Origin of the sequence: Enterococcus florum (assembly GCF_004309355.1) — a bacterium.
Lineage (GTDB): Bacteria > Bacillota > Bacilli > Lactobacillales > Enterococcaceae > Enterococcus_A > Enterococcus_A florum.
Genome location: NZ_BJCC01000019.1, coordinates 94049 through 111364, shown reverse-complemented (window position 1 = coordinate 111364; position 17316 = coordinate 94049). Strand labels below are relative to the sequence as shown.

The window sequence follows — 17316 nt, the reverse complement described above, 5'->3', positions numbered from 1 at the left end:
TTCCTTCTCGTTCCCGTTCCATATACTTTACTGCAAAGATATCAATGTCTGAAATGCCGACCACCTGTAAAGACCATAGCGATCCCATATTTATTGGCCATTTCGATCGAATCTTTATCGCGAATACTTCCACCTGGTTGTACGATCGCTTTGATGCCGTGCTGAGCAGCATATTCAACACTGTCATCCATCGGAAAATATGCATCACTTGCTAACACAGCCCCGGACATTTTATCTTTTGCTTGCTCTAATGCAATCTTCACCGAGCCTACACGATTCATTTGCCCTGCGCCGATTCCAACCGTTTGATACTGATTAGCGACTACAATCGCATTAGACTTGACATGCTTAACAGCTTTCCATGCAAAACTTAATGCTTTTAATTCTTCGTCGCTAGGGATTCTTTCTGTCGCTACTTCCCATTGATCGACGGACTCAGTGATTAAATCCTGATCCTGTACTAATAAGCCGCCTAATACGGAAACTGTTTCGAATGCACCCTGTGTTTCCATTTCAGAGAAATCTAGCGTTAACAACCGTACATTTTTTTTCTTTGCAAGGATCTCAAAAGCTGCAGGAGTGAAGCTTGGAGCGATGATGATCTCTAAAAATAATTTATGCATTTCAATTGCGGTTTCCTCGTCGATCGCACGATTTGCGACTAAAATCCCGCCAAAAATCGACACCGGATCTGCTTCATAAGCATATTGATAGGCCTGGCTAATCGTTGCGCCGCTTCCGATCCCACAAGGATTCATGTGCTTTAATGCAACGACTGTGGGCTCTTCAAATTCACGTATGATTCGCAAGGCGGCATCAGCATCTTTGATATTGTTATAGGAAAGCTCTTTTCCATGAAGCTGCTTGGCACTGGCGATTGAGAAAGAAACTGGTAAAGCAGATTGATAAAACGAAGCCTTCTGATGGCTGTTTTCTCCATATCGTAATGATTGTTTTAGATCAAATGTAAGTGATAGTTTCTCTGGCTCTGTTTCTCCTATCGATCGGGTTAAATATTCACCAATCAAGCTGTCATAAGCAGCCGTATGACGAAACACCTTCGCTGCTAATCGCTTTCTAGTTTCCAATCGGGTTTGTTGATCTTCTGCCAGCTCGTCTAGCACTGTTTGGTAATCCGCTGGGTCAACAACTACAGTGACAGAAGCGAAGTTTTTGGCAGCCGAACGCAGCATGCTTGGTCCGCCGATATCGATATTTTCAATGGCTGCTTCTTCAGTGACATCCGGGTTGCTGATGGTTTCTTTGAAAGGATATAAATTGACACAAACGAAATCAATCGGCTGAATATCAAATTCCTGCATTGCTTGCATGTGTGTGTCTAAGTCACGGCGGCCTAATAAGCCGCCATGGATTTTAGGATGGAGTGTTTTTACTCGACCATCCATCATTTCAGGAAAGCCCGTTACCTCATCGATACTGAGTGTCTTAATTCCTGCATCCTCTAATGCCTTTTTTGTTCCCCCTGTAGAAATGATTTCAATCCCTTGTTGCACTAACCCCTTTGTGAAGTCAACAATTCCTGTTTTATCTGATACACTAATTAGTGCTCGTTTCATTGCTTTCAAACTCCCTCTTTTAAAATATCTTAGCGTTGATGATCCTTAACAATTTTAGCAATCACTGCTGGATACAATTGATGCTCAATCGCATGAATCTTTTCCTCCAACGTCTCCAACGTGTCCGCGGGATCCAGCTTTACAGCCGATTGAGCAATAATAGGTCCGGTATCCACGCCATCGTCAACGTAATGAACTGTCACCCCGGTTTCTTCAACTCTCGCCTCAAAAGCATCTCTGATTCCATGAAGTCCCGGAAAATCAGGCAAGAGAGCGGGGTGAATGTTGATGATTCTATTTGGATAAGCTTGCAGCAGGTCTTTCCCGATGATACGCATATATCCTGCAAGAATCACCAAATCAACTTGCTGACTCTGCAAAAGTTCCAAAAGTGCTTTTTCATAGGAGGCTTTATTTTCAAATTCCTTCAACTCGAAGCTTTGAGTAAATACATCATGCTTCTTTCCTCGCTCTAGCACATAAGCATCTCGATGATCTGAAAAAAGCAAAACGATCTCCGCATCGATCTTTCCGTGCTCGATCGACTGAACAATTGCTTCAAAATTTGATCCATTTCCTGAAGCTAATACCGCTAATCTCATTTTGGTACTCCCTTGAATTCAATCGGCTCTTCATCACGGGTTTTGATACATCCGATTTGATAAAATTCTTCCTGCGATTCCTTTAAAACATTTTGTAGTTTTTCTAGTTTATCAGGAGATACTGCTAAGACCATTCCGATCCCCATATTAAAGATTTCGTACATCTCCATGACTGGAATCTCTCCATACTTTTGCATAACTTCAAAAATCGGCAGGATTGGCCAAGAGCCTAGTTCGATTTCACAAGAAAGAGTTTCCGGCAGCATACGAGGCAGGTTCTCAACAAAACCGCCCCCCGTCACATGAGCGATCCCATTAACCAGCTTTTGTTTCACTAACGGCAGTACAGAGTCAACATAAATGCGTGTTGGTGTCAGCAAAAGATCCGCTAGCCGTTGGTTCTCCATTTCAGGAATTTTTGAATCAACAGTCATCTTTTTTTGTTCAAAAAAGATTTTGCGTACTAGAGAGTAGCCATTCGAGTGAATGCCAGTAGAAGGCAATCCAATCAAAACATCCCCTGCTTGAATCGCTTCCCCAGTAATCATTTGACTTTTTTCTGCAACTCCCACAGTAAATCCTGCGAGATCATAATCCTCTTCACCATACATCCCAGGCATCTCAGCCGTTTCACCACCGATCAAGGCGGCTCCAGCCTGAACACAGCCTTCTGCTACACCAGCAACCACTTGCTCCAGGCGAGCTGGGACATTCTTGCCAGTCGCAATATAATCCAAGAAAAATAGCGGTTCTGCGCCTTGAGCGACAATATCATTCACACACATCGCTACACAATCGATACCGATCGTGCTATGCTGATTTGCCTGAATCGCCACCATTAATTTAGTGCCGACGCCATCTGTTCCCGACACTAGAACGGGTTCATTTAGTTCAAATTGACTTAGATCAAAACAGCCCCCAAAACCACCGATCGCGCCCATGGTCCCTAATCGTTCTGTTCTTTTTACATGCTTCTTGATTCGTTCTACCACTTCGTAGCCAGCCTCAACGTCCACGCCAGCCTTGGAATATGCATTTCCCACTGATTTCTCTCCTTGATCTTTTATAGATTTGATCTCTGCTTCTCTCTAAAAGAAGGATATCTTTTCTTTCAATGACGCTTGATACTGCTCTTCATAGTCATATAACGGTGTCGGATAATCACCATTGAAATAAGCCATGCAAAGACCCGAATAAGGTGCATCAAATTGTAGCCCTACACCTTCGATCAATCCTTCTTCGCTTAAGAAAGCCAATGAATCTGCTTCTATACATTCACAAATTTCTTCGACAGAATGATTTGCGGCGATCAATTCTTTTCTAGTCTGAATATCGATACCGTAAAAACAAGGATAACGCAACGGCGGTGAGGCGATCCGTACATGGACCTCCTTCGCACCTGCTTCTTTCAATAAATTAACGATTCTCCGACTCGTCGTTCCGCGAACGATCGAATCATCCACCATGATAACCCGTTTGCCTGCTACGACCCCTCTAACCGCCGAGAGTTTCATGCGAACACCTTGTTCACGCAGCTCTTGAGTTGGTTGAATGAACGTACGAGCAACATATTGATTCTTTACCAATCCAATTTCGTAAGGAATCCCTGATTCTTCTGCGTATCCGCTTGCTGCAGACAAAGACGAATTAGGAACACCTACCACCATGTCCGCCTCCACAGGTGATTCTATAGCCAAAATTTTACCCATCCTTTTTCGAGCACTGTGAACATTCACGCCAGCGATATTTGAATCTGGCCGAGCAAAATAGACATATTCCATCGAACAGATGGCATGTTGTGTGTCTTCGGTGAAATGCTCTACCGTCAATCCATCTTCATCGATCACAATGATCTCACCAGGATTAACATCCCTGATAAATTCAGCGCCAACTACTTCTAATGCACAGGTCTCAGAGGCAACTACATATGCACCGTTGACCATTTGTCCGATAGATAGGGGTCTGAACCCATTCGGATCCAACGCAGCAACCATTGAATCTTCAGTCAGCATCAAATAGGCAAATCCACCCTTGACTGCATTCAACGCCTCTTTTAACCGTTCAAGAAAGCTAGGCTGATGGCTGCGTCGGATCAAATGCATTAAAATCTCCGTATCAGAATTAGAATGGAAAATCGCACCGTCTTTTTCTAGTTCATTTCGCAAGCTTTTCGCATTCGTCAAATTACCGTTATGAGCCAAAGCAATCTGGCCATCATAAAACTTAAACAGAAACGGCTGAATGTTATCCACGCTGCCATTGCCAGCAGTAGCATAACGAACATGGCCAATCGCAGCATGTCCAGTCAATTGTTCTAATTGACGATCATCTTTAAACACTTCAGAAAGCAACCCAAGATCCCGATGTCCCAAGAGTTTTCCCTCGCTGTTTGAAACGATCCCCGCTCCTTCTTGTCCCCGATGCTGCAAACTATGCAACCCAAAATAAGTGACGCGAGAAGCATCCGGGTGACCCCAGATGCCGAAAACGCCACATTCTTCATTTAAGCTTCTTACTTCATAAGACATGGAATAGCTTCCTCCCATAATTCTCCTGCCGTCTTTGTCGCTACCTGGATCGTGTCATCCTTTGCACGAATGATAATTTCTCCATCAGCCGTTGTTTCTCCGACTTGAATTGCTTTTGAGCCCATGATTCTCTCGAAATCGGCTTGCTTGTCTTTTTGAACAGAAACTACAAACCGTGACTGTGTTTCAGAGAACAGTTCTTCTTTCGAAATAGGCAAGGTTACCTGAACCCCTAATTGGTTTTTAAATGCTGCTTCTGCGATAGCCACCGCCAAACCACCTTCTGAACAATCGTGACTGCTGGCAACAACACCTGCTTGGATGGCTTGCAGCATCGCTGCTTGATTCGCCTTTTCTGTTGAAAGGTCAAAATCCATCAGACGCCCCTCAATCAGCCCTTTTTGCAGTTTTTGGATCTCAGATCCATTAAAGTCTGCTTTGGTTTGACCGACAACATAAATGGCGTCCCCTGGTTGTTTGAATTCCTGTGTTGTGATGTGGCTCAGGTCCTCGATCAGTCCAACCATCCCAATCATTGGTGTTGGGTAAATTGCCTTTCCATCTGTTTCATTGTACAAAGAAACATTCCCCGAGATGACAGGCGTGTTCAATTGACGACAGGCCTCCGATATTCCGTCCGCCGAAGTCCAAAGTTCCCAAAATCCTTCTGGTTTTTCTGGAGAGCCGTAATTTAGACAATCCGTGATTGCTAAAGGCTGGCCTCCAGAAGCAACGATATTTCTTGCAGCTTCGGCCACAGCGATCTGTCCGCCTATCTCTGGATTCAAGTATAAATATCGTGCGTTGCAGTCCGTTGTCATTGCTAATGCTTTATTCGTCCCACGCACTCGCAAAACAGCAGCATCACTGCCGGGGCGAACGACGGTGTTGGTTCGAACTTGAGAATCATATGTTTCATAAATCGAGCGCTTTGAGGCGATGGTCGGCTGCTGAAGCAACTCCAAGAAGGTCGTGGTGGCATCTTTGATCTCCGGAACAAAATTCTCCATTTGAGCAAATTCCTTAATGCGTGCAGGTTCCTTCTTCTCATTCTGATAGACTGGAGCATCTTCTGCGAGTGCGTCCACTGGCAAACAGGCAACTTCTTCACCGTGATGATACAAGCGATACATGCCATCTTCAGTTACTTCACCAATATTGACTGCATCGAGTTCATATTTCTTAAATAATTCAGTCACTTCAGCTTCGTGCCCCTGCTTCACACAAATCAACATCCGTTCTTGTGATTCAGACAGCATCATTTCATAGGGTGTCATGTTGGTTTCGCGCTGAGGAACATCGTCCAAATATAACTTCAACCCTGAACCTGCCTTTGAAGCCATTTCAGAGCTGGAAGAAACCAACCCTGCAGCACCCATGTCCTGAATGCCAACCAGAATATCTGCATGTTCGATAATCAATTCTAAGCAAGCCTCAAGCAGTAGTTTTTCCATGAATGGATCGCCGACCTGTACAGCAGAACGCTGCTGCTCCTCTCCCTCGACAAACTCCTCGGAAGCAAAAGTAGCTCCATGAATTCCGTCACGTCCGGTTTTGGCTCCAACATACATAATCGAATTTCCGACGCCCTTTGCTTGACCCTTTTGAATGTCTTTATGATCAATTAACCCAACGCACATGGCATTGACCAAAGGGTTCCCCTCATAGCAAGGATCGAACGCTACCTCGCCGCCGACCGTAGGAATCCCAATGCAGTTGCCATATCCACTAATACCAGCGACTACCTCTTCTAATAGATACTTTGTTCGAGCATTGTCCAATTCTCCAAATCGCAATGAATCAAGACAAGCAATCGGTCGAGCTCCCATGCTGAAAATATCTCTGATGATGCCTCCAACCCCTGTCGCTGCCCCTTCATAAGGCTCAACAGCAGAAGGATGGTTGTGACTTTCAGCTTTGAAAACAACTGCTTGTCCGTCTCCAATGTCTACGATCCCAGCACCTTCACCAGGCCCCTGCAAAACTTGCGGTCCTTCAGTCGGGAACTTTCGTAAAACAGGTTTCGAATTTTTATAGGAGCAATGTTCACTCCACATAACGGAGAAAAGTCCTGCCTCCGTATAATTTGGTAAACGACCTAAAATATCTTCGGAGATCATACGGTATTCTTCGTCAGTTAAACCCCACTCTGCATAAATCCGCTGTTCTTTTATTTCCTGTGGAGTTGGTTCTACTTTCATCATTAGTCAGCCGTCACCTTTCCGAAATTTTCTAAAATGGAGGCGAATAATTTTTTGCCATCCTCTGATCCTAATAAGCTTTCTACTGCTCGTTCAGGGTGCGGCATCATTCCCAGCACGTTGCCCTGTTTGTTTATGATTCCGGCAATATTCTCAATACTGCCGTTGATATTCTCTCCAGCATAAGTAAATACGATTTGATTATTCGCTTTTAATTCAGCTAAGGTCTCTTCGTCGCAGTAATAGTTTCCTTCACCATGAGCAACAGGTACCTGAATGATTTCGTCTTTGGCAAATGCACTGCTAAATGAGGTTTGATTGTTCACGACTTTAAGCGGAGTAATTTTACTAATAAACTTCAATGAACGATTTCGACGCAAAGCCCCTGGTAATAGTCCAGCTTCTGTTAAGATCTGGAAACCATTGCATGTACCAAATACCGGCTTGCCCTCTTCAGCAAAACGGATCACTTCTTCCATAATATTGGCAAAGCGAGCGATCGCACCACAACGAAGATAATCACCATACGAAAATCCCCCGGGAAGCAGCACACCGTCAAACCCATCTAAGCTGTTTTGATCATATCTGACATACTCACACTCAGCCCCCATGATCTCTTTTACCGCCCAATACATATCCATGTCGCAATTTGATCCAGGGAATACTATAACAGCAAATTTCATCTTATACTTCCTCCATTGCCGCTACTTCAAATCGATAAGTTTCCATGTTGACGTTTGCTAATAACTTGTCGCAAACCTCTTCGACCATCTCTTCCACCGGACGATCACTCTTGGCGATTTTCATCTCAAAGTATTTCCCGATACGAACCTCTTCGATTTCTTGGTAGCCTAAACGGTGCACGGCTCCTTTCACCGCTTCCCCTTGAGGGTCTAAGACAGAATCCTTATACGTGACATACACTTTTACAAAATACATAATTAATCTCCTTCTCTTTTATTTAATCGGTCTAATACTTCTTGATAAACGGGAATGATATCCCCTAAATCACGTCGATAAATATCTTTGTCCAGATGATCTTTTGTTTTTAGGTCCCATAATCGGCAAGTATCCGGAGAGATCTCATCTGCTAAAAGGATCGCTCCATCCGGTGTTTTGCCAAACTCTAGTTTAAAATCGATCAGGTCAATGTTGATCTCTTTGAATAAACGTTTAAGCACATCGTTTACCTCGAGAGCCATCTGACGCAATAGCTGGATCTCTTTTTCAGTAGCAATATTTAAAACCTTCATATGATCTTCGGTGATCATTGGATCATCCAATTGATCATTTTTGAAATAGAAATCGACGATGGGAAATGCTAGTGGTGTTCCTTCTTCGATTGCCAATCGTTTCGAAAAGCTGCCGGCTGCTTTATTCCTTACCACCACCTCAAGAGGGATTATGTTGACAGAACGAATCAGCTGCTCAGTCGCAGAAATTTGTTGAATAAAATGGTTGTTGATTCCAGATCGAGATAAAAAATCAAAGATCAAACTTGTGATCTGGTTGTTAAGTTCGCCTTTTCCAGTGATCATATCCTTCTTTGCACCATTCAATGCAGTAGCCTGGTTAAGATATTCAACCCATACTACTTCTGGATCATTGGTTTCAAACAATTGTTTTGCCTTTCCTTCGTACAGTAAAGTTCCTTTTTCCACACACAACGCTCCTCTTTAATGAACGATTCGATCCCTAAAACAAGGATCGTTCGTTTTTACATTCATTGTAAGTGTAACAATTAGCAGAAATGCGGTCAATAAAATTTCGTATATTAAGAATACAAAAGGATACAATCGTTCGTGTTTAGATCATTTTTTTATTTTTTTTCAACAATTTAAAAAAAGATAACGTTTACAATTTCTTCCAATGGTGCTATATTTTATATGAAAGTATGGTATCGGGGGAATTGTTATGCTAGATTCACAAACTGCTGCTCACGAATTTCTTTATTCGCTATCGCCAACTGAAAAAGACCAACTATTGAATGTCTTGATCGGTTTAGATCACAGTCATATGCTCAATAATAATGCAAGCTTTTATTCCTATCGAAACATAAAGAAACTGTTTAAATCCAGACGATCAGAAATTATGCAATCTTTTCGCTTTGTTAACGATCACAACGATGAAATAATAATCACACAACTAAAGGATCATTCCTTTTTAAAAAATTCATATCGAATTGAGATCTTTTATAACCTGGTCGAATACGATTATCGTTTAATCATGGATTTGCTGCACGAGCTAAAACGATCGTTTTATGTTGAGTCTTATGCGTAAAAAAACCGCTGTCTTATGACAAGCGGTTTTTTTGTTTACCATTTTTATAGTCCGATTCGTTCAAACACTTCTTCTACATTCTTCAGATGGTAATGATAATCGAAAGCATCATCTAGATCTTTCTGAGACAATACCTTAGTGATTTTTTCATCCTCTTCCAACAGCGGACGGAAATCCTTTTGGTGGTCCCAAGCGTAGGCTGTTTTGGGTTGTACAAGGTCATAAGCTTCTTCTCTGGTCATGCCTTTATCAATAAGCTGCAGCATCACTCGTTGGCTGTAGATCAAACCAAAGGTCGCTTGCATATTGCGTTTCATATTTTCTGGAAAGACAGTCAGATTCTTTACAATATTTCCGAAACGATGAAGCATATAATCGACTAAAATAGTTGTATCAGGAACAATGATGCGTTCCGCAGAAGAGTGTGAAATATCACGCTCATGCCACAATGCAACATCCTCAAACGCTGTAACCATGTGTCCTCGAACCACACGAGCCAAACCAGTCATATTTTCAGAACCGATCGGATTACGTTTGTGAGGCATCGCGGAGGATCCCTTTTGACCTTTCGCGAAAAACTCTTCCACTTCACGTGTTTCTGACTTTTGTAATCCCCGAATTTCAGTGGCAAAACGTTCAACTGAGGTTGCAATCAAAGCCAGTGCAGAAAAATACTCTGCATGCAAATCTCGTGGCAAAACTTGAGTAGAAACTTCTTGAGGACGAATCCCCAGTTTTTCGCAAACATAAGCTTCAACAAAAGGAGGAATGTTGGCGAAGGTACCCACTGCACCAGAAATCTTTCCAGCTTCTACACCCTTGGCAGCATGATCAAAGCGTTCGATATTACGTTTCATCTCTGAATACCAGGTTGCTAATTTTAAACCGAATGTGGTCGGCTCCGCATGAACACCATGAGTACGCCCCATCATAACAGTATGCTTGTGTTCCTTAGCCTTTTCTCCAATAATCGTTAAAAATTCTTGCAGATCCTGTCTCAGAAGATCATTTGCTTGTTTATATAGATACCCGTAGGCTGTATCAACAACGTCTGTACTTGTCAACCCGTAATGGACCCATTTACGTTCTTCGCCTAAGGTCTCTGAAACAGCACGTGTAAATGCAACAACATCATGTTTTGTAGATTGCTCGATTTCGAGAATCCGATCGATGTTAAAACTGGCCTTTTCGCGGATTTTTTTTACGTCCTCTTTAGGGATCTCCCCTAACTCCGCCCAGGCTTCGTCTGCCAAAATCTCCACTTCCAACCAAGCTTTGTATCGGTTCTCATCGCTCCAAATAGTGCCCATTTCGGGTCTTGTATAACGAGGGATCATCAAATTGCTCCTAACTGTTTTTTAGTAAAAGGGTCTGTCTTCAATCAGTCCCAAATGTTGGTATGTTCAATCTCCTGCAGCGTTTGGGAAAGATTTTTAGTCAAAACCGTAACATGTCCCATTTTTCGGTTCTCTTTGGCCTCTGCTTTTCCATAATAATGAAAATGCCATTCAGGTTTTTCTGGAATAGCTTTCAACGTTCCAGAAATGTGCTGGCCTAAAATATTAACCATTACTGCCTCTGACAACAACCTTGGTTGACTCAAGGGCCAACCGCAAATTCCACGAATATGCGCATCGAACTGACTCATTGAACACGCCTCAATTGTATAATGTCCAGAATTATGAGGTCGTGGAGCTAATTCATTTACATAAAGAGCTCCCGCCTTCGTCAAGAACATTTCTACACACAGTGTTCCGGTCAATTCTACTCCTTCCGCGATCACCTTTGCGATTCGTTGCGCCTCTTTGGCGACCATTTCCTCTATGCGTGCAGGAACGATCGTTTCATGCAGGATATTGTTTCGATGAAGGTTTTCCGCGATTGGGAAGGTGACATATTCTCCTTGCTCATTGCCAGTGACCAATACAGACAGTTCTTTCTCGAACGGGATCCAGGCCTCTAAAACACAGGTGCCTGATCGCAGCAAGTTCATGGCAGGCGCAAGATCTGAGGTACTTTTCAAAACATATTGTCCATGTCCGTCGTATCCGCCTCGCGTTGTTTTCAATACACACGGATAGCCGATACCATCGATGGCATCTTGGATATCCGTTGGACTGATGATCGTCGCATAAGGCGCGATAACGATGTTATTTCCTTCTAAAAATGATTTCTCCAATAAACGATCTTGGGTGATCGCCAAAAGATCCGTGCCTTGCGGTACACTTACTTTATTAATGATTTGATTGATCGCGTCAACATCGACATTTTCAAATTCATAAGTGACGACATCGGAACGTCGTGCCATCTCTTTCAATGCTGATTGATCGTTATACTCTGCAGCGATATGCCAATCCGCGATTTGTGCTGCTGGACAGTCTCTGGTAGGATCAATGATTCCCACACGAAAGCCCATTTCCTTCGCACTAACAGCCATCATCCGTCCCAGTTGACCACCGCCGACGATGCCGATCGTTGCTCCCGGCTGTACAAAATTAACCAAGTTGTTCACTACTTTCCAATACAATTTCGCTCATTTGCTGTCTCTTTTTCTCTAAACGTACAGCTATTTTCTCATCATACATTGAAAGCATCTGTGCTGCAAGTAGTCCTGCATTTGTTGCACCTGCTTTTCCGATAGCTGTCGTTGCAACAGGTACTCCACCTGGCATTTGAACGATCGACAACAGGGAGTCTAAGCCATTTAAGGCTCTGGATTGCACAGGTACACCGATCACCGGCAGCGTCGTTTTCGCTGCGACCATGCCTGGCAAATGAGCAGCTCCCCCCGCTCCAGCAATAATCACCTTGATTCCTCGTTTTCTGGCTTTTTCTGCAAACTCGAACATTAAATCAGGTGTTCGGTGTGCTGAAACAACTTTTTTTTCATATGAAATGTCTAATTCATCCAAACTGTCACACGCATGCTTCATTGTCTCCCAATCAGAAGAGCTTCCCATTATTACTGCAACCTCAGGCTTCATAAATTGCTCCTTTCGCTATTCATCCATATTTTAACAATCAACCTTGTGGAAGTCAAAACGAAATTCGAATGATAAATCACTATTTTTATTTAATGTTCGTGTTTAACTAAAAAAGTCTACTGTTAAAGGGTAATTTGATTAAGGAGTGTCAGACACTGGTACATTTATTAGAGATTTAACTTGCCTTTTAGTTTGAATAAAACAAGCACGAGTTAAATTTTCGTGGGAACTTTCAAATTTGACTATGAAAGCAATTTTATTCACAATACTTTCCGGTATGTATTGCAACTATAATAAAAAAGAAGCAAAAATCGCTTCTTTTTAGGGGTCAGTTCTTAAATGGGTTGTTACTGCTTTTGATTTAGGCAATCCATGAAACAAGAGATTCAATACTATGGAAGACAAACTGCTCATGACGATGCCATTACTGGTAAACATTTGAACTGTCTCAGGCAATTTGCTGAAAAGTGCGGGAATCGAGTTAAACCCCAGACCAAAACCGATCGAAACGGCAATGATCAAAAGATTTTTTTCATCTTGATAATCCACTTGAGAAAGCATCTTCATTCCTTGGACAGCAACCATTCCGAACATCACTAACATTCCTCCGCCTAGCACTGGTTCGGGAATGATTTGAGCCAAAGCCCCTACTTTAGGAAACAATCCAAGAAAAATCAGTAAAAAAGCAGAAAAGTAGATTGGACGTCGCGTCTTGATCCCAGACAATTGAACCAGTCCAACATTTTGCGAAAAACCAGTGTAGGGAAACGTATTAAAAATACCTCCAAGTAGAACGGCCAATCCCTCTGCACGATATCCGCGCTTCAAGTCGTTTTCAGTCACCTTTTTATGGATAATATCACCTAAAACAAAATACACTCCAGTAGATTCAACTAAACTAACGATCGAAATAATAATCATTAACAAAATCGATGAGAAATCAAAGGTTGGCGTTCCAAAATAAAAGGGTTGGGGCACGTGAAAAAAAGGCGCATGTCCGATCGCCGAGAATTCAACTAGACCAACCATTGCAGCCAGAGATGTTCCTGCAACTAATCCTATCAAAACAGCGATCGAACGAATAAATCCTTTTGCAAAAATTTGAAGACCCAAAATCAGGGCGATTGTGACAAAAGCCAATAACAATGACGTTGGGTCGCCAAAATTGACAGCTGCAGCATCGCCGCCGCCCATTTTTCCGACTGCTACTGGAATCAGGGTCAACCCGATCGTAGTAATGATCGTCCCGGTCACAAGAGGCGGAAAAAGACGTTTAATTTTTGAGAAAAAAGCGGCAATCAACACAATGAAAATTCCAGAAGCGATGATCGATCCATAGATCGCTCCGATTCCTTTGCTTTGTCCAATCAGAATCAACGGGGCCACCGCCTGAATGGCACAGCCTAGGACCACAGGCAATCCAATCCCGAAAAATTTTGTTACAGTTAATTGAAGCAAAGTTGCCGCTCCGCACATGAATATATCGATTGAAATCAGATAGGTCATTTGAGATTCATTAAATCCTAACCCTGTTCCGATCAACAATGGAACAGCAACCGCCCCAGCATACATCGCTAAAAGATGTTGAAGACCTAAAATAGCCGCTTTTCCGTTTTGATTTTTCACGTTTATGCATCCTCCTCTAAAAAGCTTACTTTTCCTTCATGTAAGGAGGCAATGCGTGCCAATGAGACGACAGGAACAGCCATATCCTCTAACAATTTACGGCCGTCCTGGAAAGACTTTTCAATCAGAATTCCAATACCGGCTACCTCAGCACCTGCTTGTTGACAAAGCTCGATCAAGCCCTTTGCAGCCTGCCCATTTGCCAAGAAATCATCGATTAATAAAACCCGATCCTGCGCAGACAAAAATTTACGCGAAATTGAGATCGTGCTAGACACTTGCTTGGTAAAAGAGTAAACAGAAGCCGTTAATAGCTCTTCATCCATCGTTAAGCTTTTAGACTTTCGAGCAAAGATCATCGGTACACCCAACGCTTGAGCAGCATAGACAGCAGGAGCGATGCCAGAGGATTCGATGGTCACGACTTTGGTGATTCCTTGATCTTTAAAAACCTCAGCAAACCGCTTTCCTGTCTGCTCCATCAATTCAGGATCTACCTGATGCGTAATAAACTCATCAACCTTCAGGACACCTTCTCCTAGCACGCGCCCATTGGTTTTGATTCGGTTTGTCAATTCTTTCATGATTCTCTTCCTCTCTGTGGTTTTCGGTATGCCAAAAAACGCACCTCGTCTGCTTAAGCAAAAAAGGTACGTCCATACGTACGATTTTTGCTTATAGTCTTGTATTTACGGCACAAGGTAGAAACTGCCATCCTTATCATGGCGATATATAAGCTTGAAATATAGTGCGATTATCTATGTTTTGACAAAAAAAAGCAAGTGAAAACGAATATTCATGAAAGTTTTCATCACAAATTTATCGTTTTCACTTTGCTTATTTATTTTCAGTTTACATAACCTTATTATTTGCTTTATTCAAAGGTTTCATTTTGAAAAACCAGCTGTTCTCCAAGATGTTCGATGGTTACTTTTGTTTTAGGCATGACCCGCCCTGCAATGATCTCTTTTGCCAACGGAGTCTCTACTTCGCGAGTAATAAACCGTTTGAGTGGGCGAGCCCCGTATTGTGGCTCATAAGCTTGTTTGGCAATCCAAGTTTTCGCTTGTTCAGTGATCACTAACTGAATATCTTGCTCTTCTAGCCGAGAAGACAATTGTTTGACAATTTTTTCTACAATCATGGTGACGTCTTCTAAGCTTAACGGCGTGAACAAGATCGTGTCATCGATACGATTCAGAAATTCTGGTTTAAAGTGTCCTCGAAGCATCGTCATCACTTGCTCTTGGATGGATTCTGGAATCATTCCATCAGCTGTTACCCCCTCTAACAACAGCTGAGAACCGATATTGCTGGTCATGATCAAGACCGTATTTTTAAAATCAATAAGCCTTCCCTTAGAATCAGTCAGGCGCCCATCGTCTAACACCTGCAACAAAATATTAAAGACATCCGGATGAGCCTTTTCGATCTCGTCCAACAAAATGATCGTGTATGGATTTCTGCGAACCGCCTCGGTCAGCTGCCCACCTTCTTCATAACCGACATATCCTGGAGGTGCTCCCACCAGACGGGACACCGCATGCTTTTCCATGTATTCACTCATGTCGATTCGAACCATGTGATCTTCTGAATCAAATAAATTTTCCGCCAAGGCTTTCGCCAGCTCGGTTTTTCCGACTCCAGTCGGCCCTAGGAAAAGGAAGGAACCTAACGGACGATTGGGATCCTGCAATCCGGCGCGAGAACGCAATACAGCATCGCTTACAGCATCCACCGCCTCATCTTGGCCGATTACACGTTGATGCAACGTGGCGTTCAGGCTCAATAATTTTTCGCGCTCACCTTCTACCAATTTGGTAACGGGGATCCCTGTCAGCCGCCCAACGACCTGAGCAATCTCATTTTCGGTAACTGATTCCTGAACCATTCGCAATTGGCTTTCTGTATTTTTATTTTCCAGATCTACTAATTCCTGTTCCAATTTCGGAATCGTTCCATGCCGCAAAACAGCGGCCCGTTCAAGATCGTAATTGTTTTCTGCATCTTCCAATTCATGCTTTGCTTGATCAATCTCCGCCCGTTTGTTGGAAACTGCATTGACTTCCTCTTTTTCCGTTTCCCACTGCAATTTCATCGTATTGACTTCTTCTCTTAGATCAGCCAATTCTTCCTGCAAATTGTTCAACCGTTTTTTGCTGGCCTCATCGGTTTCTCTCTTTAACGCGGCCTCTTCGATTTCAAGCTGCATCAAGCGTCTGGTCACTTGATCTAATTCTGTCGGCATTGAATTCATTTCAACCCGAATACTAGCACTGGCTTCATCGACAAGATCGATCGCTTTGTCTGGTAAAAACCGATCCGTGATATATCGATCTGATAAAGTCGCCGCAGCAACTAACGCATTGTCATGAATATTTACACTGTGATGGATCTCAAAGCGTTCCTTCAACCCTCTCAAAATGCTGATCGTATCTTCAACTGTTGGCTCTTTGACTAAAACCTTTTGGAAGCGGCGTTCCAGTGCCTTGTCCTTTTCCATGTATTGACGATACTCATCCAAAGTGGTGGCACCGATTAAATGTAGTTCTCCTCGCGCCAGCATTGGTTTTAATAAATTTCCGGCGTCCATACTGCCCTCTGTTTTGCCAGCACCGACAATGTTATGAATCTCATCAATAAATAAGATGATCTGACCATCAGACTTTTTGATTTCTTTTAGTACTGATTTTAGGCGTTCTTCGAATTCACCGCGAAATTTTGCACCAGCGATCAATGAGCCCATATCTAAAGAAAAAATCGTCTTATCCTTTAGATTCTCGGGAACGTCCTTTCGCACGATTCGTTGTGCCAACCCTTCAACGATCGCGGTCTTCCCAACACCAGGCTCCCCGATCAAAACAGGATTGTTTTTTGTCTTGCGGGAGAGGATTCGAATCACATCTCGAATTTCCTCATCGCGCCCAATGATCGGATCTTGTTTGCCGTTCTTTACTTGCTGGACCAAATCCACACCATATTTTTCTAATGCTTTATACGTTTCTTCTTGATTTTGAGAAGTCACACGCTCTCCCCCTCGAATGGTTTCTATTGCTTGCTGCACCACTTTTTCGGTCAGCCCTTGCTGAATTAAGTATTTGGTTAATCGATGATTCTTTAGTTTCATTAATCCCAATAAGACGATCTCAGTCGATAAGTACTCATCTCCATAGGAACTGCGCAATTGATTCGCTTCATTTAATAGGGTAAACAAATTTTGACTTAGATTTTGACCATAGCGGATATTTCCGCCAGAAACCGTTGGATAATCATCCAAAGCTCGGTCAATTTCTTGTTCAAATGCGTTTATGTCAATACCAGCATCTGTATAAAAATTACGACCAAAATGATTGGGTTGTAAAAAGATCTTCCATAAATGAGCAATATCGATCTCTTGATGATGTCTTGTCACTGCAATCTGTTGCGCTTCAGCAATCGCTTCTTGTAGCGTGGTAGTCATTTTTTCAATATTCATCGTTCGACCTCCAAAAATATTCTCAAGTATAGTATACTTCTTT

Annotated in this window: 15 protein-coding genes and 1 riboswitch; of the genes, 1 reads left to right on the top strand and 14 read right to left on the bottom strand. The window is 42.7% G+C overall.

All coding sequences use genetic code 11. From position 1 onward, the window contains the following. Positions 1-41: 41 nt before the first annotated feature. From purH to purC, 8 genes are read right to left on the bottom strand one after another with little or no spacing between them, the layout of a single operon-like run. Entirely contained in the window at positions 42-1577 is a 1536-nt protein-coding gene (gene purH / locus NRIC_RS12120) for a bifunctional phosphoribosylaminoimidazolecarboxamide formyltransferase/IMP cyclohydrolase (RefSeq protein WP_146622966.1), read from the bottom strand. Positions 1578-1606: 29 nt separating this feature from the next. Continuing rightward, positions 1607-2179: a phosphoribosylglycinamide formyltransferase gene (gene purN / locus NRIC_RS12115; protein WP_146622965.1), complete on the bottom strand. Its 573-nt coding sequence runs from the start codon at positions 2177-2179 to the stop codon at positions 1607-1609. Beyond that, the gene (gene purM / locus NRIC_RS12110; protein WP_146622964.1) at positions 2176-3222 is read right to left on the bottom strand and encodes a phosphoribosylformylglycinamidine cyclo-ligase; all 1047 of its coding nucleotides are present in this window, start codon (positions 3220-3222) and stop codon (positions 2176-2178) included. The genes purN and purM overlap by 4 nt, the downstream gene beginning before the upstream one ends. Before the next feature lie 45 nt (positions 3223-3267). Continuing rightward, the gene (gene purF / locus NRIC_RS12105; protein ID WP_146622963.1) at positions 3268-4707 is read right to left on the bottom strand and encodes an amidophosphoribosyltransferase; all 1440 of its coding nucleotides are present in this window, start codon (positions 4705-4707) and stop codon (positions 3268-3270) included. Next, positions 4692-6911: a phosphoribosylformylglycinamidine synthase subunit PurL gene (gene purL / locus NRIC_RS12100; protein WP_146622962.1), complete on the bottom strand. Its 2220-nt coding sequence runs from the start codon at positions 6909-6911 to the stop codon at positions 4692-4694. Before purL ends, purF begins: the two co-directional genes overlap by 16 nt. Further along, positions 6911-7591 carry a phosphoribosylformylglycinamidine synthase subunit PurQ gene (gene purQ, locus NRIC_RS12095; protein ID WP_146622961.1) on the bottom strand — a complete coding sequence of 227 codons (681 nt, stop codon included), beginning with the start codon at positions 7589-7591 and terminating at the stop codon, positions 6911-6913. The genes purL and purQ overlap by 1 nt, the downstream gene beginning before the upstream one ends. A gap of 1 nt (position 7592) precedes the next feature. Then, on the bottom strand, positions 7593-7847 hold the full coding sequence (gene purS / locus NRIC_RS12090; protein ID WP_146622960.1) for a phosphoribosylformylglycinamidine synthase subunit PurS: 255 nt from the start codon (positions 7845-7847) through the stop codon (positions 7593-7595). A gap of 2 nt (positions 7848-7849) precedes the next feature. Beyond that, positions 7850-8569: a phosphoribosylaminoimidazolesuccinocarboxamide synthase gene (gene purC, locus NRIC_RS12085; protein WP_146622959.1), complete on the bottom strand. Its 720-nt coding sequence runs from the start codon at positions 8567-8569 to the stop codon at positions 7850-7852. Between the two features lie 253 nt (positions 8570-8822). Between purC and NRIC_RS12080 the strand changes: the two genes are divergently transcribed. Further along, positions 8823-9188 carry a hypothetical protein gene (locus NRIC_RS12080; protein ID WP_175580072.1) on the top strand — a complete coding sequence of 122 codons (366 nt, stop codon included), beginning with the start codon at positions 8823-8825 and terminating at the stop codon, positions 9186-9188. 44 nt (positions 9189-9232) lie between these two features. Here NRIC_RS12080 and purB read toward each other — a convergent pair whose 3' ends face one another. The 6 genes from purB to clpB form a co-directional block, all read right to left on the bottom strand. Continuing rightward, on the bottom strand, positions 9233-10525 hold the full coding sequence (gene purB / locus NRIC_RS12075) for an adenylosuccinate lyase (RefSeq protein WP_146622958.1): 1293 nt from the start codon (positions 10523-10525) through the stop codon (positions 9233-9235). A gap of 44 nt (positions 10526-10569) precedes the next feature. Then, positions 10570-11691 (bottom strand): 5-(carboxyamino)imidazole ribonucleotide synthase, encoded by a 1122-nt coding sequence (gene purK / locus NRIC_RS12070; protein ID WP_175580071.1) that lies wholly within the window; start codon positions 11689-11691, stop codon positions 10570-10572. Continuing rightward, a complete protein-coding gene (gene purE / locus NRIC_RS12065; protein ID WP_146622957.1) occupies positions 11684-12172 on the bottom strand; it encodes a 5-(carboxyamino)imidazole ribonucleotide mutase in 489 nt (162 codons plus the stop codon). The genes purK and purE overlap by 8 nt, the downstream gene beginning before the upstream one ends. A 321-nt stretch (positions 12173-12493) precedes the next feature. Then, on the bottom strand, positions 12494-13798 hold the full coding sequence (locus NRIC_RS12060) for a nucleobase:cation symporter-2 family protein (RefSeq protein WP_175580070.1): 1305 nt from the start codon (positions 13796-13798) through the stop codon (positions 12494-12496). A gap of 2 nt (positions 13799-13800) precedes the next feature. Then, positions 13801-14382, bottom strand: coding sequence for a xanthine phosphoribosyltransferase (locus tag NRIC_RS12055; protein WP_146622955.1), 582 nt, complete (start codon positions 14380-14382; stop codon positions 13801-13803). A 74-nt stretch (positions 14383-14456) separates the two neighbouring features. Further along, a riboswitch (purine riboswitch) is annotated at positions 14457-14554 on the bottom strand. 118 nt (positions 14555-14672) lie between these two features. Beyond that, positions 14673-17273: an ATP-dependent chaperone ClpB gene (gene clpB / locus NRIC_RS12050; protein WP_146622954.1), complete on the bottom strand. Its 2601-nt coding sequence runs from the start codon at positions 17271-17273 to the stop codon at positions 14673-14675. Between the last annotated feature and the right edge of the window lie 43 nt (positions 17274-17316).